Source organism: uncultured Bacteroides sp., from assembly GCF_910585845.1.
Lineage (GTDB): Bacteria > Bacteroidota > Bacteroidia > Bacteroidales > Bacteroidaceae > Bacteroides.
In genome coordinates this window covers 96263-119627 of sequence record NZ_CAJUHF010000002.1, presented here as the reverse complement: position 1 = coordinate 119627, position 23365 = coordinate 96263, and the positions used below count along the sequence as shown (strand labels likewise).

15 protein-coding genes are annotated in these 23365 nt (G+C 49.8%); 10 read left to right on the top strand and 5 right to left on the bottom strand.

The annotated features are described in order from the left end of the window. The first annotated feature begins 58 nt into the window (after positions 1–58). From QZ323_RS01285 to QZ323_RS01245, 9 genes are all read left to right on the top strand, one after another. Positions 59–562, top strand: coding sequence for a CvpA family protein (locus QZ323_RS01285; RefSeq protein WP_294632149.1), 504 nt, complete (start codon positions 59–61; stop codon positions 560–562). Positions 563–566: 4 nt separating this feature from the next. After that, complete coding sequence (gene sufB, locus QZ323_RS01280) at positions 567–2024, top strand: Fe-S cluster assembly protein SufB (protein ID WP_294632147.1); 1458 nt, start codon at positions 567–569, stop codon at positions 2022–2024. Positions 2025–2128: 104 nt separating this feature from the next. Beyond that, the gene (gene sufC, locus QZ323_RS01275) at positions 2129–2881 is read left to right on the top strand and encodes a Fe-S cluster assembly ATPase SufC (RefSeq protein WP_294632145.1); all 753 of its coding nucleotides are present in this window, start codon (positions 2129–2131) and stop codon (positions 2879–2881) included. Between the two features lie 18 nt (positions 2882–2899). Next, positions 2900–4243, top strand: coding sequence for a Fe-S cluster assembly protein SufD (sufD, locus tag QZ323_RS01270; protein WP_294632143.1), 1344 nt, complete (start codon positions 2900–2902; stop codon positions 4241–4243). Positions 4244–4315: 72 nt separating this feature from the next. Beyond that, positions 4316–5536, top strand: coding sequence for a cysteine desulfurase (locus QZ323_RS01265; protein WP_294632141.1), 1221 nt, complete (start codon positions 4316–4318; stop codon positions 5534–5536). A gap of 665 nt (positions 5537–6201) precedes the next feature. After that, positions 6202–6522 (top strand): heavy metal-binding domain-containing protein, encoded by a 321-nt coding sequence (locus tag QZ323_RS01260; protein ID WP_294632139.1) that lies wholly within the window; start codon positions 6202–6204, stop codon positions 6520–6522. A 532-nt stretch (positions 6523–7054) separates the two neighbouring features. After that, positions 7055–10117 carry a TonB-dependent receptor gene (locus tag QZ323_RS01255; protein WP_294632138.1) on the top strand — a complete coding sequence of 1021 codons (3063 nt, stop codon included), beginning with the start codon at positions 7055–7057 and terminating at the stop codon, positions 10115–10117. An 11-nt stretch (positions 10118–10128) separates the two neighbouring features. Beyond that, complete coding sequence (locus QZ323_RS01250; protein WP_294632136.1) at positions 10129–12078, top strand: RagB/SusD family nutrient uptake outer membrane protein; 1950 nt, start codon at positions 10129–10131, stop codon at positions 12076–12078. Positions 12079–12536: 458 nt separating this feature from the next. After that, positions 12537–15116, top strand: coding sequence for a glycosyl hydrolase 115 family protein (locus QZ323_RS01245; RefSeq protein WP_294632134.1), 2580 nt, complete (start codon positions 12537–12539; stop codon positions 15114–15116). Positions 15117–15254: 138 nt separating this feature from the next. Here QZ323_RS01245 and QZ323_RS01240 read toward each other — a convergent pair whose 3' ends face one another. From QZ323_RS01240 to QZ323_RS01230, 3 genes are all read right to left on the bottom strand, one after another. Continuing rightward, positions 15255–19334, bottom strand: a complete 4080-nt coding sequence (locus QZ323_RS01240; RefSeq protein ID WP_294632132.1) for a hybrid sensor histidine kinase/response regulator transcription factor — start codon at positions 19332–19334, stop codon at positions 15255–15257. 153 nt (positions 19335–19487) lie between these two features. Further along, the gene (locus QZ323_RS01235; protein ID WP_294632130.1) at positions 19488–20093 is read right to left on the bottom strand and encodes a lysine exporter LysO family protein; all 606 of its coding nucleotides are present in this window, start codon (positions 20091–20093) and stop codon (positions 19488–19490) included. Further along, positions 20090–20368, bottom strand: coding sequence for a LysO family transporter (locus tag QZ323_RS01230; protein ID WP_294632129.1), 279 nt, complete (start codon positions 20366–20368; stop codon positions 20090–20092). The genes QZ323_RS01235 and QZ323_RS01230 overlap by 4 nt, the downstream gene beginning before the upstream one ends. 143 nt (positions 20369–20511) lie before the next feature. Here QZ323_RS01230 and QZ323_RS01225 point away from each other — a divergent pair, with 143 nt between their 5' ends. After that, on the top strand, positions 20512–21132 hold the full coding sequence (locus tag QZ323_RS01225) for a ribonuclease HII (protein WP_294632195.1): 621 nt from the start codon (positions 20512–20514) through the stop codon (positions 21130–21132). 186 nt (positions 21133–21318) lie between these two features. Here QZ323_RS01225 and QZ323_RS01220 read toward each other — a convergent pair whose 3' ends face one another. Together QZ323_RS01220 and QZ323_RS01215 are read right to left on the bottom strand one after the other, a co-directional pair. Beyond that, positions 21319–22245: a magnesium transporter CorA family protein gene (locus QZ323_RS01220; protein ID WP_294632127.1), complete on the bottom strand. Its 927-nt coding sequence runs from the start codon at positions 22243–22245 to the stop codon at positions 21319–21321. A gap of 16 nt (positions 22246–22261) precedes the next feature. Further along, on the bottom strand, positions 22262–23317 hold the full coding sequence (locus tag QZ323_RS01215; protein ID WP_294632125.1) for a thioredoxin-like domain-containing protein: 1056 nt from the start codon (positions 23315–23317) through the stop codon (positions 22262–22264). Positions 23318–23365 lie beyond the last annotated feature (48 nt).

Here is a 23365-nt window from a genome sequence, read left to right as displayed (position 1 = left end):
AGCATTATTGCGCAGCCAACTCTCCATTCTCCATTCTCAACTCTCATTTCTTTTAGCTATGACAACAATAGATATCATCATATTGGTGGTGATCGGTGCGGGAGCAGTCATTGGTTTTATCAAAGGCTTCATCAAGCAATTGGCATCCATCTTAGGGTTGATTGTCGGCTTGCTGGCTGCGAAGACCCTTTATGTATCCGTTGCCGAGCGTGTATTCTCTAAGATAATGGATTCCATGACGTTTGCGCAGATATTGGCATTTGTTGCTATTTGGGTAGTTGTGCCGTTGTTGTTTCTTCTGGTAGCTTCCGTGCTGACCAAGGCGATGGAAGCCGTTTCGCTGGGTTGGCTCAACCGTTGGCTCGGTGCGGGACTAGGCGCATTGAAATTCATGTTGCTGACCAGCCTGCTGATTTGTGTTGTTGAGTTTATAGACTTCGATAATACATTGATGAGCAAAACAATGAAGGAGGATTCGGTGTTATACTATCCGATGAAAGAGTTTGCCGGTATATTCTTTCCGGCAGCAAAAGAAGTTACTGAACAATATATACTTAAATAAAATAATGCAACCCGAAGAACCTAATAAATATGTAAAGGAACTTACTCAAGAGAAGTACAAGTATGGCTTTACGACCGACGTACACACGGAAGTGATTGAGCGTGGGCTGAATGAAGACGTCATACGACTGATCTCTGCAAAGAAGAACGAGCCGGAATGGCTGTTGGAGTTCCGTTTGAAGGCATACCGTTACTGGTTGACGCTGGAGATGCCTACATGGGCACATCTTCGCATACCAGAGATAGATTATCAGGCGATTTCATACTATGCCGATCCGATGGCAAAGAAGAAAGATGCTCCGAAAAGCATGGATGAGGTGGACCCGGAGTTGATAAAGACTTTCAATAAACTGGGCATTCCGTTGGAAGAACAGATGGCGTTGAGTGGCATGGCGGTGGATGCCGTGATGGATTCCGTATCTGTGAAGACTACTTTCAAGGAGACGTTGATGGAGAAAGGCATCATCTTTTGTTCCATCAGCGAAGCCGTACGCGAACATCCCGACTTAGTGCAGAAATATCTGGGTTCCGTAGTGGGATATCGTGACAACTTCTTTGCCGCATTGAACTCGGCAGTCTTCTCCGACGGTTCATTTGTCTATATTCCGAAGGGAGTGCGTTGCCCGATGGAGCTGTCCACCTATTTCCGTATCAATGCCCGCAACACGGGACAGTTTGAGCGGACGCTGATTGTGGCAGATGACGACTCGTATGTTTCTTATCTGGAAGGATGTACGGCACCGATGCGCGACGAAAACCAGTTGCATGCCGCTATCGTAGAGATTATGGTGCACGACCGCGCCGAAGTGAAGTACAGCACCGTGCAGAATTGGTATCCGGGCGATGCGGAAGGCAAGGGCGGAGTATATAACTTTGTGACCAAGCGCGGCAACTGCAAGGGTGTGGATAGCAAACTCTCGTGGACACAGGTCGAAACAGGCTCCGCCATTACGTGGAAGTATCCTTCCTGTATCCTGACGGGAGACAACTCTTCGGCTGAATTTTACAGTGTGGCGGTGACGAACAACTACCAGCAGGCGGACACGGGTACAAAGATGATACACTTGGGCAGGAATACCCGCAGTACGATTGTCAGCAAAGGTATCTCTGCCGGACACAGTGAGAACTCCTACCGCGGTTTGGTGCGTGTGGCGCAGAAAGCAGACAATGTGCGCAACTATAGCCAGTGTGACTCTCTGTTGCTGGGCGACAAATGCGGTGCGCACACCTTCCCCTATATGGACATCCATAACGAAACGGCAGTCGTGGAGCACGAAGCGACGACCAGCAAGATTAGTGAAGACCAGATCTTCTACTGTAACCAGCGCGGTATCTCTACAGAAGACGCCGTAGGTCTGATCGTGAACGGATATGCCAAGGAGGTGCTGAACAAACTGCCTATGGAGTTTGCTGTGGAAGCGCAGAAACTGCTTGCCATCTCTCTGGAGGGAAGCGTGGGATAATTATTGAAATTATAAATTATAGATTATGAATTAGGAGTGATGAATGGGCCGTGCAGGCGATTCATGATTCAAAGTTCATGATTCAAAGTTCAAAATCAAATATCATGTTAGAGATAAAAGACCTGCATGCCAGCATCAATGGCAAAGAGATATTGAAAGGAATCAACCTGTCGGTAAAGGCAGGCGAGGTACACGCCATTATGGGACCGAACGGTTCCGGTAAGAGTACCCTTTCATCTGTGTTGGTGGGTAACCCGGCTTTTGAAGTGACAAAGGGTAGCGTGACTTTCAACGGTAAGGACCTGTTGGAACTTTCACCGGAGGATCGCAGTCATGAAGGCATCTTTCTCAGTTTCCAGTATCCGGTGGAGATTCCGGGTGTGAGCATGGTGAACTTCATGCGTGCGGCGGTGAATGAGCAACGTAAGTACAAGCATCTGCCTGCCCTCAGCGCAAGCGAGTTTCTGAAACTGATGCGTGAGAAACGCGCGGTTGTGGAACTGGACAATAAGTTGGCAAACCGTTCTGTGAACGAGGGATTCTCCGGTGGTGAGAAGAAACGCAATGAGATCTTCCAGATGGCGATGCTGGAACCGCGTCTGAGCATCCTCGATGAAACGGACTCCGGACTGGATATCGACGCGTTGCGTATCGTTGCCGAAGGAGTGAACAAACTGAAGACGCCGGAAAGCAGTACTATCGTCATTACCCACTACCAGCGTTTGCTGGATTACATAAAGCCCGACATCGTACACGTACTCTACAAAGGCCGCATCGTGAAGACGGCAGGACCGGAACTGGCTTTGGAGCTGGAAGAGAAAGGGTATGACTGGATTAAGAAAGAGTTGGGAGAATAAACCGGGGGAGAGTAAGTTATGAGTGCAGAACAACAATACATAGACCTTTTCTCTCAGACGGAAGCCATGATATGCCGGCACAGTGCCGAGGTACTGAATGCTCCCCGTGCCGCCGCATTTGCAGACTTCGAGCGGCTTGGCTTTCCTACCCGTAAGCAAGAGAAATACAAATATACGGATGTCAGCAAATTCTTCGAACCGGACTATGGGTTGAACCTGAACCGTCTGGACATTCCGGTGAATCCGTACGAGGTGTTCAAGTGTGACGTGCCTAACATGAGTACATCCCTCTATTTCGTAGTGAACGATGGCTTTTATAGCAAAGCCCTGCCTGCTTCCCATCTGCCCGAAGGAGTCCTTTTCGGCAGTCTGAAGGAGATGGCGGAGAAGTATCCTGAGCTGGTAGGGAAATATTATGGCAAGTTGGCTGATACGTCGCAAGACGGTGTCACTGCGTTCAACACGGCTTTTGCGCAAGACGGTGTCCTGCTGTACGTGCCGAAGAACGTGACGGTGGAACGTCCTATCCAGCTGGTGAATATCCTTCGCGGCGACGTGGACTTCCTGGTGAACCGTCGTGTACTAATTGTCCTGGAAGAGGGCGCACAGGCACGCATGCTGATGTGTGACCATGCGATGGACAATGTGAATTTCCTCGCTACGCAAGTGATCGAAGTCTTTGTGGGAGCCAATGCGTTCTTCGACCTTTACGAACTGGAAGAGACGCATACGAGTACGGTCCGCATCAGCAATCTTTACGTGAAGCAGGAAGCGAACAGCAATGTGCTGTTGAATGGTATGACTTTGTACAATGGTACTACCCGCAACACGACCGAAGTGCTGTTGGCAGGTGAGGGGGCTGAGATTCGTCTTTGCGGTATGGCTATCGAGGATAAGAATCAGCATGTAGACAACCATACAACCATCGACCATGCTGTGCCCAATTGCACCAGCAATGAGCTGTTCAAGTATGTGCTCGATGACCAGTCGGTCGGAGCTTTCTCCGGTTTGGTGTTGGTACGTCCCGGTGCACAGCATACCAGTTCGCAGCAGACGAACCGCAATCTCTGTGCGACCCGCGATGCACGCATGTACACCCAGCCGCAGCTGGAGATTTATGCCGATGACGTGAAGTGCAGTCATGGAGCTACGGTCGGCCAGCTTGACGAGAATGCCTTGTTCTATATGCGCCAGCGAGGTATTCCGGAACGTGAAGCCCGCCTATTGCTGATGTTCGCTTTTGTCAACGAAGTAGTTGACACCATCCGTCTGGATGCTTTGAGAGACCGTCTGCATTTGTTGGTGGAGAAACGTTTCCGTGGAGAACTGAACAAGTGCCAGGGATGTGGGATATGCAGATGAAAAGACTAAGCAGTCCTTTTATCCCTTATTCTTCATCTTTATTCTCTATTCATATTTAATTTGAAGTAAAAAATGGATATTCAAAAGATAAGAGCCGATTTCCCCATCCTCTCCCGCGAGGTCTATGGCAAACCGTTGGTCTATTTCGATAACGGGGCGACTACGCAGAAGCCCCGTTGCGTGGTGAATGCCATTACGGACGAGTACTATTTGGTGAATGCGAACGTGCATCGTGGAGTGCACTTTCTCTCGCAGCAGGCTACGGAACTGCATGAGGCTTCGCGCGAGACGGTGCGGCGCTTCATCAATGCCCGCAGCACGAATGAGATCGTGTTTACGCGGGGGACGACGGAAAGCATCAACCTGCTTGTGTCCAGTTTCGGCGAAGAGTTCATGCAGGAAGGAGACGAAGTGATTCTTTCCGTGATGGAACACCACAGCAATATTGTCCCGTGGCAGCTGCTGGCCGCCAAGAGAGGGATCGCTATCAAGGTGATTCCGATGAATGACAAAGGCGAGTTGCTTTTGGAAGAGTATAAGAAACTGTTTTCCGAACGCACCAAGATTGTCAGCGTGGCCCATGTCTCCAATGTGCTGGGCACGGTCAATCCGGTGCGGGAGATGATTGCCTTTGCCCACGGGCAGGGAGTGCCGGTACTTGTGGACGGTGCACAGTCCATACCCCATCTGCCGGTGGACGTGCAGGCGCTGGACGCTGACTTCTACGTCTTCTCTGGTCATAAGGTTTACGGCCCCACGGGCGTAGGTGTGCTTTATGGCAAGGAGGAGTGGTTGGATCGCATGCCTCCTTATCAAGGTGGCGGCGAAATGATACAGCATGTCTCCTTTGAACGGACCACTTTCAACGAACTGCCTTTCAAGTTTGAAGCGGGTACGCCGGATTATATCGGGACTACCGGACTTGCCAAGGCACTGGACTATGTGTCCGCCATTGGTATGGAGCAGATTGCCGCGCATGAGCATGAGTTGACCCAATATGCCATGCAGCGTCTGAAGGAAATTCCCGGCATGCGCATTTTCGGTGAAGCGGAAGAGAAAGGGAGTGTCATTTCTTTCCTCGTTGGCGATATTCACCACTTCGACATGGGAACCTTGCTCGACCGTTTGGGCATTGCCGTGCGTACGGGGCACCATTGCGCCCAACCGTTGATGCAGCGTCTGGGTATTGAGGGAACTGTGCGTGCTTCTTTCGGACTTTACAATACGAAGGAAGAAGTGGACGTGCTGGTAGCAGGAATCGGGCGTATCAGTAAGATGTTTTCTATTCTGTAGTAAATCTTAAGGCGGTAGGCATCCGTCACGAGCAGTAGCTGCAAGGACGCCATATCTACAACGGCCGCCCCATCCCCGACAACGCCCCTGCACTTCCCGACGATCACTCCCTGTGGAACGACCGCCTGCAACGCTGGAAGCTGGAGTTGCGGGTAAAAAGCCGCCGCATTTGCGTCCGAATCCCCTGGGGTTTGCTGGAACGTTGCCCCGCATTTGTCCGGAAAACCCCAGGGGAATTGAACACAAACCCCAGGAGAATCGAACACAAACCCCACGGGATTCGGACACAAAGCCCGGGACAATCCGACTGTTTTATACCTCTCCGGCCAAAAGTCTTGGCTGATACACAGTTTTTCATTGACAGGAGTTATCGGTCGATACTTCGCTTTACCTAAGTTAAACTATTGGTTTTAACTCCTAACGGAGCGAAGTGATAACTTCCGAATAGTTCCCGATAACTCCTAAGGACAGAAATATGCGCAGGATATTTCTGTTTGGCTATAACTCCTAACGAAATGACAAATCCTGTAAATGAATCCGTGATGATTGACTGAATTTCCGGCGACTTTGCTTGCATATGTTCGGAAATAGTGCGAATATTGCATATAAATCAATTCATAGTCAAACAGAATTGACTATAATTCCGTTAACAAATTTATCATATTATGTTAGTAACAACAACTCCAACGATTGAGGGTGGACGCATCACCCGCTATTATGGTATCGTTTCCGGTGAGACGATTATCGGTGCCAATGTTTTCCGTGATTTCTTTGCCAGCATCCGCGATGTAGTGGGCGGACGTAGTGGCTCGTATGAAGAAGTGCTCCGCGAGGCCAAAGATACGGCATTGCGCGAGATGGAGGAGCAAGCCCGCAGACTGGGAGCTAATGCTGTGATCGGTGTTGACCTCGACTACGAAACGGTTGGGGGAAGCGGCAGCATGCTGATGGTGACGGCATGCGGAACAGCGGTGACTATCGAATAGGCCAGTGATATGCTAATCCGTTTGGATAGGGCATGCGCGCTCTCCTTTTCTGTTCTGCCTCTTTTTTGAGGCAGAGAGTCTCTTTTTTCTCTCATCTTATCTTTTTTTCTTTTCTATTGCATGCCGAAAATGCGTTTTTTCGACATCAAATCTCTTCTTTTTATCCGATGTTTCCAAGATAATCCGTGAAGTATCGTGTGATTCGGTTTTAGTAGATGAACAGGGGAAATGATACTTAAATAATGCCCTAGAAGCCGTTGTAGCTTTATGTGTAACCTACTTTAATGATTATGTAACATGTTGCTTACCCAATGTTACGTAGTGTAATAGATGTGTATCATTTGCTTTTTGCTGTTATTCTCTTATGATATAATTTTATCTCGAAAGTTTTTTTGCTGCAAGTGGTCTGTTGCGGGCAGTAAAACATGTTTAATCTATAAATAGAATGAGTATGAAGACATAGAAAGACAAATCTGATGTGTGAATTTAGACTTTTAATTTAATGGTAAATTTTTAATTAAACAATGTTTTTATGAAAAGCACTAATTCTTATTTTAGGCCTTTAGTACTATTATTTATGCTTTGCGTAATCCCCTTGTGGAGTTATGCACAAAGTGTCCGGGTACAAGGCATCGTGAAAGACAACACAGGTGAATCAGTCATTGGAGCTAATGTGACTGAAAAAGGTACTACAAACGGTATGATTACCGATTTGGATGGTAAATTCTCTCTTTCCGTGCAGAAAGGGGCTACGTTGGTCATTTCTTATATCGGATATGTAGCGCAGGAAATTCCTGTAAAAGGTGAAACACAACTTAATATCGTGCTGAAAGAAGACTCCAAGGCACTGGAAGAAGTGGTCGTAATCGGTTACGGTACGGCGCGTAAGTCGGACGTGACAGGCTCTATCGCTTCTGTAGGTGGCGACAAGTTGCGTGAGGTACCTGCGGCCGATGTGTCCTATGCTTTGCAGAACCGCGTAGCCGGTGTGGATATGTCGCAGACCTCTTCACGTCCGGGTGCTACGATGCAGATACGTATTCGTGGTACGCGTTCGCTCAATGCAAGCAACGACCCGCTGATCGTGTTGGACGGAATACCGTTTATGGGTAGCCTGACCGACATCAACCCCAGTGATATCAAGAGTATGGATATCCTGAAAGACGCCTCTTCGACGGCAATCTACGGTTCGCGCGGTGCCAATGGTGTGATTTTAATCACTACCCACAAGGGTGTGGCCGGTGCACCTGCCAAAATAACCTATAATGGATATGTAGGTCTGAAGAAGGTATTCTCCAAATATCCTATGATGAGCGGTGAGAAGTTTGCCGAGATGCGTAAGTATGCAGGCAAGTTCGAAAACTCTATGGACGAGTCGGACGATGTCGATACCGACTGGCAGGACCTGATGTATCGCAATGGCTTTGTAACCAGCCATGATGTGAACATCTCAGGCGGTACGCAAGGCGGAAACTACAGCTTCGGCGGCGCATACTACAAAGACCAGGGCGTGATTCCTACACAGAACTATACCCGTTACTCCTTGCGCGGTTCGTTCGACCAAGGTGTAGGCAAGTATTTCCGTTTCGGCCTGACCACGAACAGCAATTACAATGTGACCAAGGGTCAGAACATCGGCCTGTATGGTGTATTGTCTGTTTCTCCTATTGCCAATCCGTACAATGAAGACGGCACGCTGAAACGTACAGTGAAATACAACAGCCAGGATGAGGCGTTTGTGGTGACCCGCGATATCGTAGAGAACCTGGAAGAGAAATGGCTGAACGAAACCAAGGGTTTCGGTACTTACAACAACCTTTTCGCAGAAGTTCAGTGCCCGTGGATCAAGGGACTGAAGTATCGCATGAACTTAGGTTTGAACTACCGTTCCACCAAGCAGGGTGAGTTTACCGGTTACGGCATTAACAGCACGAATGCGGAGACTCCTTCCACTGCCGCTTTGGCACATACGGAGACGACGAACTGGGCAGTTGAAAACCTCTTGACTTACGACCGCACCATTGGCAAGCACCAGTTCAACATCGTCGGCATGTATTCTGCCGAACAGACAGTCTACACGAAATCCCACGTGGCTGGCCGGGATATTCCTGCCGAGTATTTCCAATACTATAACATTGGGCGTGCCGAAGGTACCATCACGGTGAATCCCGGTAATTGGGATTATCAGAAGACCGGTCTGATGTCATGGATGGGACGTGCGATGTACACTTACGACAATCGTTACATGTTGATGGTGACCGTCCGTTCGGACGCCTCTTCACGTTTGGCGAAGGGACACCAATGGCACACTTATCCGGCTGTATCTGCCGGTTGGAACATCCGCAACGAAGCCTTTATGGATGACATTGAGTGGCTGGATATATTGAAACTGCGTGTCGGCTATGGCGAGACTTCCAATCAGGCAGTAGCTCCCTATAAAACATTAGGCAGGCTGAACACACGTCCTTATAACTTCGGACCTACTAATTTTGCTACCGGATATTACATCTCTGAATTGCCTAATCCGGCGTTGGGTTGGGAATACTCTTCTACATGGAACGTCGGTTTGGACTTCACTTTGTTCAATGGACGTCTGTCCGGTACCTTCGAGTACTACATTCAGAAGACACACGACTTGTTGCAGAGCGTAAACCTGCCTTCTACTTCAGGTGTAGGCAGCTATATGGCCAATGTAGGTAAGACGGAGAACAAAGGTTTTGAAATGACCTTGAACGGCACGATTCTCGACAACCATAACGGTTGGACATGGGATGCCAGCCTGAACCTTTCAGCCAACCGTAACAAGCTGACTGAACTGGCTTCGGGTTCACTGCAAGATATTTCTAACAGTTGGTTTGTAGGTCATCCTATCGATGCTGTGTATGATTATGAATATATCGGTTTGTGGCAAGAAGGCGATCCCTATCTCGATATTCTTGAACCGGGCGGCAACGTAGGTATGATCAAGGTGAAATACACCGATGAATACAATGCAGACGGTACTCCCGTGCGTGCCATCGGACCGGACGACCGTCAGGTCATAGACTTGGAATCCAAGTTCCAAGGAGGTTTCAGCACACGCGTGGCTTATAAGAACTTCGACCTGAATGTGATTACCGCATTCAAGTGTGGTGGCAAGCTGTTGAGTACGCTCCATCACTCCAGCGGTTATCTGAATATGTTGAGCGGTCGTCGCGGTCAGGTAGACGTGGACTATTGGACAGAAGAGAATACCGGTGCCAAATATCCGAAACCGGGCGGCATACAGAGCGGTGACAATCCGAAGTATGGTTCTACATTGGGATACTTCGACGCTTCCTACTGGAAAGTGCGTGCCATTACATTGGGTTACAACATGGACAACCAACGCTGGCTGAAACAACTGGGAGTACAAAGCCTGCGTGCTTACGTGACGATCCAGAATCCGTTCGTCATCTGTTCCCCGTTCCACAAGGAGACAGGGCTTGATCCGGAGACCAACTCATACGGTGACGAGAACACGGCTGTGGCAGGCTTCCAAAGACGTTTCCTGACCGTAGGTACGAACTCGCCCTCTACGCGTAATTATTTATTTGGTATTAACTTGACATTCTAAATATTATGAAGATGAAATCAATATATTCCCCTATAAGAGTGCTCGGAACAGCTGCTTTGGGTTTGCTTCTGGCGACCTCTTGTTCCGATATCTTGGACGAACAGCCCCGTAGCGGTTATGACCCCACTTTCTTCAAGACAGAGAAAGGTGTAGAAGGAGGTATCACTTCCATGTATGCCCACTTGCGCTACATTTACGGACAAGCCTACTATTATAACTCTTGTCTTACGGGTACGGATGAGGCTACCTACGGACAGAGTGCTGACGGTAACTTCAAGGATGCCGACCTTTCGGGAGTGGGAAATCTGACTTCTTCCACTTGCCGTGCGGATGTTCTGTGGGGCACAGCCTTTACCAATATCAATACGTGCAACGGTGTGATTGCCAACGGCAGTGAAGTGGGCATCTCCGAATCTCTGATATCCGAAGCGCGCTTCTTCCGTGCGCTGGACTATTTCCTGTTGGTGCAGACCTTCGGCGGTGTGCCTTTGGATATGGGTTCCGGTGAGTTGGTTTTCAACATCACTCCGTCGCGTACGTCCGTGCGTAATACGGTGCCGGAAGTCTATACCAAAGTGGTCTTCCCCGATTTGATTACGGCTATTCAGAATTTGCCGGAGAATCCCAGAGTAATCGGTGGCGTGACTAAGACAGTGGCCCGCCTCTATTTGTCGAAGGCTTATCTGACCTACGCATGGTGGCTGAAGAATCCGAAAGATATTCCCACCTATCCGGAATGCCAGCGTACCGATCCTGACGGACATGATGCAGCTTGGTATTTCCAGAAGGCTTACGATGTGGCTGTGGAAGCTATTGAAAATCCCGGTCCCTTCGGTCTGGAAGAGAGTTTCTGGAAAGTGAATGCAGGTCCTAATGACCGTAACAAGGAAATCCTGCTCTATGCCGACCATACTCAGGAAGACGAGTATTACAATGGCGGTAGCCTGACATACGGCGGTGGTGGTGCGCCGGACAACTTTGCCGGTTGGATGATGAACTGGAACTATACGGATGCACAGTCCAAATGGAATGGTCAAACCGTAGCTCCCATTATTCGTGTGGCAGAACAGGCTTACGGTCGTCCTTGGACCCGTATGGCTCCTCCCCACGGTGTGTTCAATCATACTTTTGCCGACAAGGTGAACGACTCCCGCTATGACGGTACATTCACGACGGTGTATCGTGCCAACTGGTCGACCAACGGTGCTACATGGGATGCCGTGGAGAATGCCAACGGAATGTTGGTAAGAGAGGGAGAGCCTATCTTCTCCTTCCTGCTTGAAGAAGATGATAATGTGGACTATGGTCCCGCAGGTTCCAATCAGGGTAATTTAGGAGCAGGCACTTTGCCCGGTCGTGCCGACTGGGTGATGAACCCCAGCGGAATCAGCCGCCGCATCTACCCCGGATTGTGGAAATTAGGCACGTACCGTACAGACAACGGTAATGGTGTAGGACAGCCGAACGCCGGTAGCACTCGTCCTTACAATATCGCCAAGTTCTCTGAGCTTTACCTTCTGGCCGCCGAAGCTGCCGTAGAGGGTGCGACGGTTAAGAACGGAAAGAATGCACGCGAACTGGTGAATGTGCTTCGTGCCCGTGCCGGTAAGTGGACATATAGCAATGCCCTTAAGTCGGAAGTATCCGAGGACTATAGCGAAGAGATGGTTGACGCCACTCCTGCCGTCATCGACATCAACTACATCCTTGACGAACGTTCACGCGAGTTCTTTGGTGAGGGTTATCGTTGGTTCGACCTTGTACGCACGCAGAAGTGGAACGAATATGCCGACACTTATGTGATTTGTGGTGATGCAAAGGGAGACCATACTCCGAAGACTTACCAGCGTACGATCGAGCCGTTCCATTATCTCCGCCCCATTCCGCAAGGACAGCTGGACGGTATGGAGATGACTAAAGAGGAAAAGGCTGCATATCAGAACCCGGGATATAGGGATTAGTTTTTTGATAGAAGGAGTTATCGGGAGTTATTCAGGAGTTGAAAAGGGAATTGGATGGAGTGTTATCCTTTGCTTAACTCTTGGTTCCTGATTATCCTCTTCGATAGCTCTTTCCATAACTGTCATAGACTATTTGCATAATCGATTTTGTCTCACGAGACGGATAAATTCATCTCCTAAGCTGAAAATATTTGTCCCACGAGACGGATTATTTTGTCCCATGAGACGAAATTATCCGTCCCGTGGGACGATTTTTTTGTTGGAGAAGTAGTAGGATATCGACATAGAAGGTAGTGAGAATGTCCTCTATGCACAATGTGTAACATCAGAAAACGGATTTGTAACATAAAGGAACATTTAAGTAACATACACTCAAGTATCTGAAACATGCCTTTTGTCCATACCACTGCTTATTCTGTATCTTTGGAAAAACCTTTTTAATTAAATATATTACGAACATGAAAAAGTATTTTGGATTAGTATTGCTGTTGTCGATATGCTTCCTGAAAGCGGAAGCCATCGACAATAAAGGAATAACATTCGGTAGTCTTTCTCCCGATCGCTTTACGCTTCTGGAAAGCGGCACGCCCAATGCCATATTGGTGGACGAGCAGGAAGATGCCGGTGTAAAGATTGCGGCAGGGAACCTTAGCGAAGACTTCAAGCGGGTCTCCGGTAAGGCGGCCGACTTGCAGACGGCTCCCGGTTCCGGGCGCATGGTGATAGTGGGAACCCTCAAGAGCCGCTACATCAAGGAATTGGCCAAGGCAAAGAAGATAGACGCTTCGCAGCTGGAAGGCAAGAACGAGAAGTATCTGATGACGGTCGTATCCTCTCCGCTGAAAGGAGTGGACGAAGCACTGGTCATAGCCGGTAGCGACAAGCGCGGAACGATATACGGCATATACGAGCTGTCGGAACAGATCGGGGTCTCTCCGTGGTACGACTGGGCCGATGTGCCGGTTATCCCGCAGAAGAATCTCTCTATCGTACGCGGAAGCTATACGGCAGGCGAACCGGTGGTGAAGTATCGCGGCATCTTCCTGAACGACGAGGCACCCTGCCTGACCGGATGGGTGAAACATACGTACGGGACAAACTACGGCGACCACCGCTTCTATGCGCGCGTCTTCGAACTTATCCTGCGCCTGCGCGGCAACTTCATGTGGCCCGCCATGTGGGGCTGGAGCTTTTATGCCGACGATCCCGAAAACAGCCGTACCGCCAATGAGATGGGCATCATCATGGGTACGTCCCATCATGAGCCTATGGCACGCAACCACCAGGAGTGGGCAAGGAAGCGCAAGGAGTACGGTGCATGGGACTACGTATCCAACCAAGCGGTAATCGACCGCTTCTTCCGCGAAGGCATAGAGCGTGCCGTCGGTACGGAAGACCTCATTACTATCGGCATGCGCGGTGACGGCGACACCCCTATGGGCGGAAAGGAAGGAGAAGACGACAAGTACGTGGCGCGCGACAAGGAGAACATGCGCCTGATGGAGAAAATCTTCAGAAACCAGCGGCGCATCATCAAGGAGGTGACGGGAAAAGCTCCGGAGAAACGTCCGCAGGTGTGGGCACTCTACAAGGAGGTGCAACGCTTCTACGATATGGGGCTGCGCGTGCCCGATGACGTCATCATGCTGTTGAGCGACGACAACTGGGGCAACGTGCGCCGTCTGCCCAACGCGGAAGAGAGGAAACATCCCGGAGGATGGGGAATCTACTACCACGTGGACTACGTGGGTGCGCCACGCAATACGAAGTGGCTCAACGTGACGCCCATACAGAACATGTGGGAACAACTGCAACTGACCTACGACTACGGAGTGGACAAACTGTGGGTACTCAACGTGGGCGACCTCAAGCCGATGGAATATCCTATCACACTCTTCCTCGACATGGCTTGGAATCCCCGCCGCTACACCGTCGACAACCTGTTGCAGCATCCGCGCCAGTTCTGTGCGCAGCAGTTTGGCGAAGGGCAGGCAGACGAGGCAGCGCGCATACTGAACCTCTACAGCAAGTATGCCGGCAGGGTAACGGCCGAAATGCTCGACCGCACAACCTACAACCTGGAGACAGGAGAATGGAAGCAGGTGACCGATGAATTCACGAAGCTCGAAGCGGAAGCCCTGCGCCAGTATATCGCCCTGAGTCCGGAGTACAAGGATGCGTACAAGCAGCTGATACTCTTCCCCGTGCAAGCCATGGCAAACATCTACGAGATGTACTACGCCCAAGCCATGAACCATAAACTCTATGCGGAACACAACCCGCAGGCCAACTGCTGGGCCGACAAGGTGGAACAGGCATTCCAGCGCGATAAGGCCTTGTGCGACGACTACAACAACGTAATGTCGGGCGGCAAGTGGAAGAACATGATGATACAGAAGCACATCGGCTACACGTCGTGGAACGACAACTTCCCTGCCGACAAACTGCCGGAAGTCTACCGTATGGCAGAACCGGACAAGGCCGTCGGAGGCTATCTTTTCCGTTCCGACAACGCGGTAGTAGTGATGGAGGCTGAGCACTATTTCGAGAAGCAGGATGCCGGCAGGGCACAATGGACTGTCTTGCCCTACATGGGGCGCACGCTGAGCGGAATGGCACTGATGCCCTATTCGGAAGGGGTGGCCGGAGCTTCACTTGCCTACAGGATGGAGATTCCGCAGGATGTCAAGGAGGTGACCGTGCATGTTGTGGTGAAGTCGACACTGGCGTTCCACGACAAGAAAGGGCACGAGTATGAAGTGGGCTTTGACGGCGGCAGCGCAGAGACGGTCAACTTCAATGCCAACCTCAACGAAGAGCCGCAGAACGTATATACCCTTCTGTATCCTACCGTTGCCCGCAGAGTAGTCGAAAGCAAAGTGAAACTGTCTCTGCCCGCATCGCAGGATGGTATGCGGACACTCCGCCTGAAACCTTTGGATCCGGGTATCGTGTTCGAGAAGATAGTGGTAGACTTCGGCGGATATCGCGATTCCTATCTGTTCATGAATGAATCTCCTTGTCGGAGAGAGAAATAGTTAAACGGAAATGAGGTAAGTTGATGAGTCGATGAGTTTTTGAGTTAGCGTACTAATGAGAATAACTTATGGGCTCATCAACTTACAAACTTACCCTTTCACAAACTTACTCTTTCACAAACTCATCCTCTCACAAACTTACAAACTCCCTTCCTGGTTCTTCTGTTCCATATACACTGTAGGAGAAACCCCGTACAACTCTTTGAAAGCCGTAGAAAAATGCGTGACACTGGAGAAGCCTATCGCATCGGCCACTTCCGCGATGCTGTGACGTTTCTGCGAGAGCAGGACAGCCGCCTGTTTCAGGCGGACATTACGTATGAAGTTACGGGGTGACTGGTTGGTGTGCTCTTTTATCTTGCGATACAGATGCACACGGCTCAGTCCGGCTTCTGATGCAATCATTTCTACGCTGAGGTTGGGGTTCGCCATCTCCTTATTGATGATCGCCATTACGCGTGCTATCAGCTTTTCGTCCGGCGACTGCACCTCTACCTGCTGGACTTTGTCCGTCTGCTCCATGCTTCCATTGAAGGTGCTCTTTATCAGTTCGTGCCTTACGATGACGTTGTAGACTGTCTTTTTCAGTATGTCTATGTTGAACGGCTTTGTGATGTAGGCGTCCGCTCCACCCTCCAGGGCTTCCAAGTTACTTTCCTCATTGACCTTGGCAGTCAGCAAGATGACAGGAATGTGGCTGATAAGAATGTTTTGCCTTATCTTGCGGCAAAGGGTCATTCCGTCCATTTCCGGCATCATGACGTCGCTGATAATGGCGTCGGGCGCATCTTTCATGATCTGCTCGAAAGCCTCCTGCCCATTGCTGCATTCGGCAATGTGATAGTCGGGAGCCAGTTCCTGGCGGATATACCTGCGTATCTCTTCGTTATCATCCACTATCAGGATGCGATATCGGGTCTTGGTGCGTATTTTCTCTTTCTCTTCATTCTCGTCGGGCAAGAAGACGGGCAGGGTGGACTGGTTGTCCGCTACCGGCTGTTCGTTATTGGGCGCTTCCTCAATCTCTTCCGGTTTGAGGTGTTCTTTTCCCAGCGGGAGGTGGATGATGAACCGGCTACCCGCTTTCTCCTTGTTGTTTTCGGCGTGGATGGTGCCTTTATGCAGTTCGACTAACGAATGGGTCAGATGCAGCCCGATGCCGGTACCGGAGTTATTGGACATGTTGCTGACCTGATAGAAGCGGTCGAAAATGCGCTCTATCTCTTTCTCGTCGATGCCTATGCCGTTATCCTCTACCACGATTTCCAGATAAGCCGGTTCTGTTCCGCATGCTTCGCAAGTACGCAGGTAAAGATTGATTTCACCTCCTGTCTTGGTGAATTTGAAAGCGTTGGCAAGTACATTGAAGATAGCCTTGTCCAGATTCTTAGGGTCTATCCAGGCATATAACTCTTCCGCGTCGTGGTGGAAGTTCAGGCTGATTTGCTTGGTATTGGCCTGATAGTCGAAACTGCTGGACAGTTTGCGTATGAACTCCACCATCTCTACCTCTCTGAACCTCAACCGCATCTGTCCTTTGTCTATCTTGCGGATATCCAGTAGCTGGTTGACCAGTTGCAGAAGGTGATCGGCATTGCGTGCGATGGTTTGGTAGCTCTTTTGCCGTTCTTCGTTTTCGTCTTTGTTCATCAGCTTTTGCAGCGGGCTGAGGATAAGGGTGACTGGAGTACGGATTTCGTGGGAGATATTGATGAAGAACTGCAACTTTGCCTCATTGATCTCTTCTGCATGGATGTGCTCCAAGAGTTTTCGGCGTACCTGATAGCGGTGGCGTATCTGTGCGCCGATAGCGTAGATAATGCTCAGTGCCAGCAACAGATATGCTCCTTTTGCCCAGCTTGAGGCATACCATGCGGGAGAGATGCTGACTGTGATGTGCTTAGGTTCGGAATAGAACGTATAGTCTTTCGCTTTGATGCTGAACAAGTAAGTGCCGGGTGCCATGTCATTGAAAGAGATTCGGTTGGTGCCCGACTGCATCGTTATCCAAGGACCGTTGTTGACCGAATACATATAGGTGATGCGCTCGGGATTGAAGAACTCCATGACGGAGAACTCCATGCTGAAAGAGTTATGCTTGTGGGACAGGTTGAAGCGGCTGGCATTCATCACCGAAGTCTCTATGATCCTTTTTCCTCCCGACAGGGTATTGCTGTTGACATTCTGGTTGTGGATATAAAACCCGGTGAGGTGTACGGAAGGGGTGGGGACTATGTCCTTGATTTCCGCAGGATTGAAATAAGTTATTCCGTTGATGCCTCCGAACAGAATACGTCCGTTGTTGTCGGTACACACAGCTCCTTTGCTGAATTCGTTGCCTTGTAGGCCATCGTTGGCGTAGTAGGGAGTGAAGTTTCCTTTCTGTCTATTGTAGCGTGCTATCCCGTGACTCGTGCTGAACCATAAGGCACCGTTGGTATCTTGGGTGATGGCGCAGATGATATCGCCAGGTAATCCGTTTTCCTGTGTGTATTCTTCTATCGTGTCCTGCTGTGGGCGCATGGCTTTCAGTCCTTCCGATGTTCCTATCCACAGTGTTCCTTCTTTGTCTTCAAAGAGGGAATGGACGACGGAAGTTGAAAGGATTGCGTTGTTACTGATGGTAGTGTCAAAACACATAGTCTTCAGGTCGAGGCAATTCAGACCGTTGTACGTACCTATATAGAGCCGTTCGTCGTGGCTGTGCAGCAGGCTGGTTATCCAGCCGTTGGGCAAGATGTGTCCGGGTTCGTGGTGTGTACTGTCCTCCTGTTCGTAATGATGCAAGGTTTCTGTGTTCAGGTCGATGTAGTAGAGACCGTGACCCATCGTTCCTATCCAAAGGCGGTCGTTCCGGTCTTCGGCAAAACTGTACACGCGCAACTTTCCTTCCTTGTTGTCCGTGCCGTCTTTTCTCTTGAAGTATTGGCAGTGTCCGCTCTTTTTGTCAATCTTGGCTATGCTCTGCATGTATGAGCCTAACCACAGGTTATGGCGCGAGTCCTCGTAGATACCCATGATGGTTGAAGGTACCGAACCGGGTCCCTGCGTGGGAGAGAAGTGGACGGACTGCTTACCGTTGCTTTCCACTTTGTACAATCCGTCGTTGTCGGTACCTACCCATAGTGTTCCGTTGTTGTCGTAGCATACAGACATGATGCAATTGGAACCGATGATATTGTTGCGCTCCGATTTATATCCTATGTATTGGAAGCCGTTGGCTATGGCAGGCACCAGCAGTACACCTTTCTGGAAGAATCCTAACCAAAGGTTACCGAAACTGTCCTTCATGATGGAATGTATCTTCGACTTGGCGAGGTCGAAGGTCGTGATGTTCAGCAGGTTTTCTGTAAAGGTATGGCTCTTCGTGTTATAGACTTTCAGTCCGCATCCGTCCGTACCGATGTATATCTCGTCCGGATTGGCAAGCAGCAGGCTCTTGACGGGTAGTTTCGGATAACCGGTATAGGTGATAGGTTCGAACAGGTCGCAAACAGGATCATATTTCAGTAACCCTTTGCCCAAAGTGCCGATGTAGATCTGTTTGTCGGGTGTCTCGCAGATGCTGCTGATGGTAAATTCAGCTTCGTTTTCCTCTTTCAGATAGCAATGCAATTGTCGGTTCCGGTCCATCCTGAAAATGCCCTTTTCACCTGTACTGATCCAGAGGTTTCCGTTGGTGTCTTCGTGAATCACGTTGATGGTAGATACAGGGATGGTGCTCTGCATGCTTGTTCCAATCAGACCTTGTTGGGTACTTTCTATTTTGAATACTCCTTGGCTGGCAGTACCCACCAGTAACTCACCGTTGCTTAACTCTTTTATAGTGGCCACGTTCGGCTTGACGATTGTACCGTCTTGCCGGATCAGTGGGATGTCGGTAAAGCTGTCGGTGTCTGCGTCGTAGTGCTGCAATCCGGTTAGTGTACCCACAAAGCACTCCTTGTGACTGCTCTCGAACACAAAGCGCACGTAGTTGTTAGCCAACGAGTGTTCATCGTTCTTATTGTTTTTGTAGATGGAGAACTTGGCACCGTCATACTTGTTCAGTCCGTCTTCGGTGGCGATCCAGACAATGTTGTCGTGGCTTTGGTAAATGGAGTTTACCATGCTGCTCGATAATTCTCGTTCAACGGTGAACATACGACCTGTTTGCGCATGGCACAATACGGATATCCATGAAAAGAGGATATAGGGTATAATTGATTTTCGGTTCATAAGGCTCTTTTAAACATAGTTACAAATGTAGTAATTATTAGAGTCATCTCCAATCTTTTCATATGAATAAATGCGATTGCCTTTGTTGAGCCTGACTGTTTGGATATTGGCGTATTTTTCTCTTCTGCATGCCACCATCACCGGGCAAAACGCTTAAAGCGAACAGAACAAGGTTACGAGAAATGGCACGCTAAAGTCTACTATGAATCCGTGGAAGATGGATACCACAACAAACTGCTGGCCGGAAGTGCGTGTGATGATGGGTAGCGTGGTGTCCATGCTGGTTGCTCCACCTGCCGAGATGGGGGCGAGTTTACCGAACCAGTGTGCCAGCAGAGGGGCGGCAAGCAGGGTCAGTATTTCGCGGCTGATGTTGGCAAGCAGGGCGATGGTACCCAGTTCGGCACCTTTGTATTCGGTGATGAAGATGCTGGAAAGCGAGTAATAACCGAATCCCGACCCTACAGCCAGGCAGTCGGTCAGTGAGCGGTGCGTCAATATTAGGTTTACGGCAGCAGAGCCGGCAAGCGTGCCCAAGATGGTCATGACGGGCAGGAAGACCAACCTCGGGTTGAGCGAGCGGAAGTTCTTTAGCGTTTGCGGGTCATTGCCTATGCTTATGCCTACGCAGAACATCAGTGCGCAGAGGGCATAGAAGCTGATTCGGCTATCTGTTATGAAGTCGGCAGGGATCAACTGGCAGACGCCGCATAGCGTGCCCGCGATGAAGAAACCGACAATGATGAGGCTTCCTTTCATGCTTGCCCTCCTTTCTGTCCGTATAAGGCTTTCCACAGTATCCAGGCGGCAATCACGCTGCCCAAGGTACCGCCTATGGTGAGTATAAGGGCTTCGAGTCCGATGGTGTGTAGTCCTTTGACGATCTGTTCGTTGCCTCCCACTTCGATGCCTAATAGGAAGAGAAGTAGCCAGATCAGTACAGTGATGGCTTTGTGTATCTTTCCCAGATTCTGTTTCCGTAAGAAGTAGCCCAGCAACATGCCTGTGAGCATCAATCCGATAATAGTAAACATGGTAATGGCGTTTTGGGGGACGAATTTAGATATAAATCACGATTTATATCTAAATTTGCATCTTTAAATAACAGAAGATACATGGCTTTAACTCTTTTAATTCCTCAAAATGAAAAGCCGTGCAGAAGATAAACAAAGAATATATGCTGTTACCTTACTTAAATAAAGACCTGATAGAAGCCGGCTGCGATGAGGCGGGGCGTGGTTGCTTGGCAGGGGCTGTGTATGCGGCTGCTGTCATCCTTCCGAAAGACTTCAAGAATGAGTTGCTGAATGATTCCAAACAGTTGACAGAACATCAGCGCTATGCCCTGCGCGAAGTGATTGAGAAAGAAGCCGTGGCATGGGCCGTAGGTGTGGTATCTCCCGAAGAGATCGACAAGATAAATATCTTGAACGCTTCTTTCCTCGCCATGCATCGTGCGGTAGACCAACTGAAAGTACGCCCGGAGCATCTGCTGATTGACGGAAACCGTTTCAGGAAATATCAGGAACTGCCGCATACTACCGTGGTCAAGGGAGACGGCAAATACCTCTCTATCGCCGCCGCTTCCATCCTGGCAAAGACCTACCGTGACGACTACATGAACCGTCTGCACAAAGAGTTTCCTTATTATGACTGGGACAACAACAAAGGCTATCCCACTAAAAAACATCGTGCCGCCATTGCACAATACGGCACTACGCCTTATCATCGCATGACGTTCAACCTGTTGGGCGACGCACAGTTGACGCTGGACTTCGGTGAAGACAGTAAATCCTGAAAAGGATTTTCTACATCTCTCCATCGGTTCCGTAGCGGTTTTGCTCCGTATTATCTCCAAGTACCTTTGTACGGAGATAGTACAGAGCTGATACAGAGTTGGTACAGAGCAATAACCTTTGGGCTATGGTGCAGTGGGGGGAAGGCACAAGGGCAGAAAGTCAGAGTTTACCTTCCTGCATTACTTTTAGAACCATTTGATTTTTTTGAAACAAATGAATATCCCTGCCGAAAGAATAGCGGAGATCAGTATGATGAAGAAGAAAGCATACGGAAAATCTTCCAGATGGATATCTACGTTCATGCCGTAGAAGCTGGCTATTAGTGTCGGTATCATGAGCGTAATGGAGAGGCTCGTCATGCGTTTCATGATGGCGTTGACGTTGTTTGAGATGATGGAAGCAGACGCATTCATCGTGCCTGTGAGGATGTCACTATAGATGTTTACGGTGTCGTAGGCCTGTTTCAGTTCGATGACGACGTCTTCCAGTAGCTCCTTGTTCAGGTAGCTGGTATTCTGGAAGATGTTTCTCAGTCGTCCTATCATCACTTCATTGCCGCGTATGGAGGTTTTGAAGTACACAAGCGTCTTTTGCAGTTTCATCAGGCGGAGCAAATCTTCGTTACGGATGCTGTTCTCCAGCTTCTTTTCTGCACTGGCTACTTCGTTGTTGATTTGCTTCAGGTACTTCAGGAACCAGACAGCGGAAGAGTGGATCATTCGCAAGATCAGGTCCAGTTTGTTGTTCACGGTGGTGCCCTTGTGGCGTGCGTGCAGGATGAAGTCGGGGATAAGTTCCGTTTTGTGGTAGCATACCGATACGATAATCTTGTCGTTGGTAATGATGCCTATGGGCACGGTGATGAACGGGATGTCCTGCTGGTTGCTTTGCATGGGGATGCGCAGGATGGTGAGTAGCCAGTTCTCCTCCGTCTCTGTGCGTGGGCGTTCGTCTGCGTCGGCGATGTCTTCCAGGAAAGATTCGGGAACTTTCAGTTTTTTGGTCAGGAAGTCGAAGTCGTCGTCGTCCGGACATTCGACGTTTATCCAGCAGTTGGGCATCCACTGCGCTTTCTCTATAAAGCCGGATTCACAATCAAGATATGTTCTCATCGGGGTGCCTCCTTTCTTATAGTTGTGTATGGGGATTGTCGTCGGAAGGAGCCGTTGCCTGTTTCCCGCTGTCGAGACGGCGTTTCAGGAAATCGGCCAGTTCGTGGGTTCCGACATTTTCGGTGGAGATGCTACCGTCCTTCTCTACTACCACGTAGTGGGGTATGCCGTTAAAGCGGAAGAGCTGGCGCATATATTTGTACTCCGTGTCCGTCAGGCGGTAGCAGACTTCGCCTTTCAGGTGTTTCTCCACGTACATCGTGTAGTCTTTTTCGGGAGATTCGCTCTCACCGGTGATGTAGACGAACTGGAACTCCGGATGGTTACGGTATGCTTCGCGCAGGTGGGCGGTGTTCTGGATGCCGGCGCGGCAAGGGGCGCAGGTGGTGCCCCAGAAGTCAATGAACAACAACTTGCCCGCATAAGGGGCGATGAGGCAGGAGCCGTCTTTGTCCGGGGTCAGCAGCAGGGTGGCGATGGAACCGTCTGTGCGCTCCCTGGCGGTCAGCGTGAGGCGCTTACCCTTTTTCTTGCATTCCACGGTCGTGTAAAAGCGGTTGTTCAAGATAACGATGGAGTCGTGGATGCCATACGTCCAGCGTCCTTGTGCGTCGTGGGTAAACCAGTTGCCTTCCACTTGCTCCAGAGGAGACTTCTGTCTGGGGGCGGAGGGAACAAGTGAGATGTCGTAGGTGTTGTATTCGTCGCTGCCGGGAGAGATGAGGTGTATGCTCCGAATCTCCTTGGACAACGGCTCGAACAGCATCACGAAGTCCATTTCGCCGGAATCGGGCATGAAGACTTTCTTATTCAGTTCGATGCCTTCAATGCCTGTCTGCGCGTAGTGCTTGCCGGTAACGGCATCTTCCAGGTAGTTGTCTCCCTCTTCCATGATCCACCAGCGTGGGCGGAAGATAGCGTGGATGTAGATTTTGGTGTACTGCGGAGTACGTTCGATGCGCGTGATGTTGCGGATGCTTCCGTTACGTGCCTTGAACGTGGGGTTCTCGATGACTTGTGCTTTCAGTACTCCCGAAACCAAGAGCAGCAGGCAGAGGAAAATCTTTTTCATGTTGTTTCCGGTGTTATGCAAATCGTATGGATATTGCTTCTTTGCGTC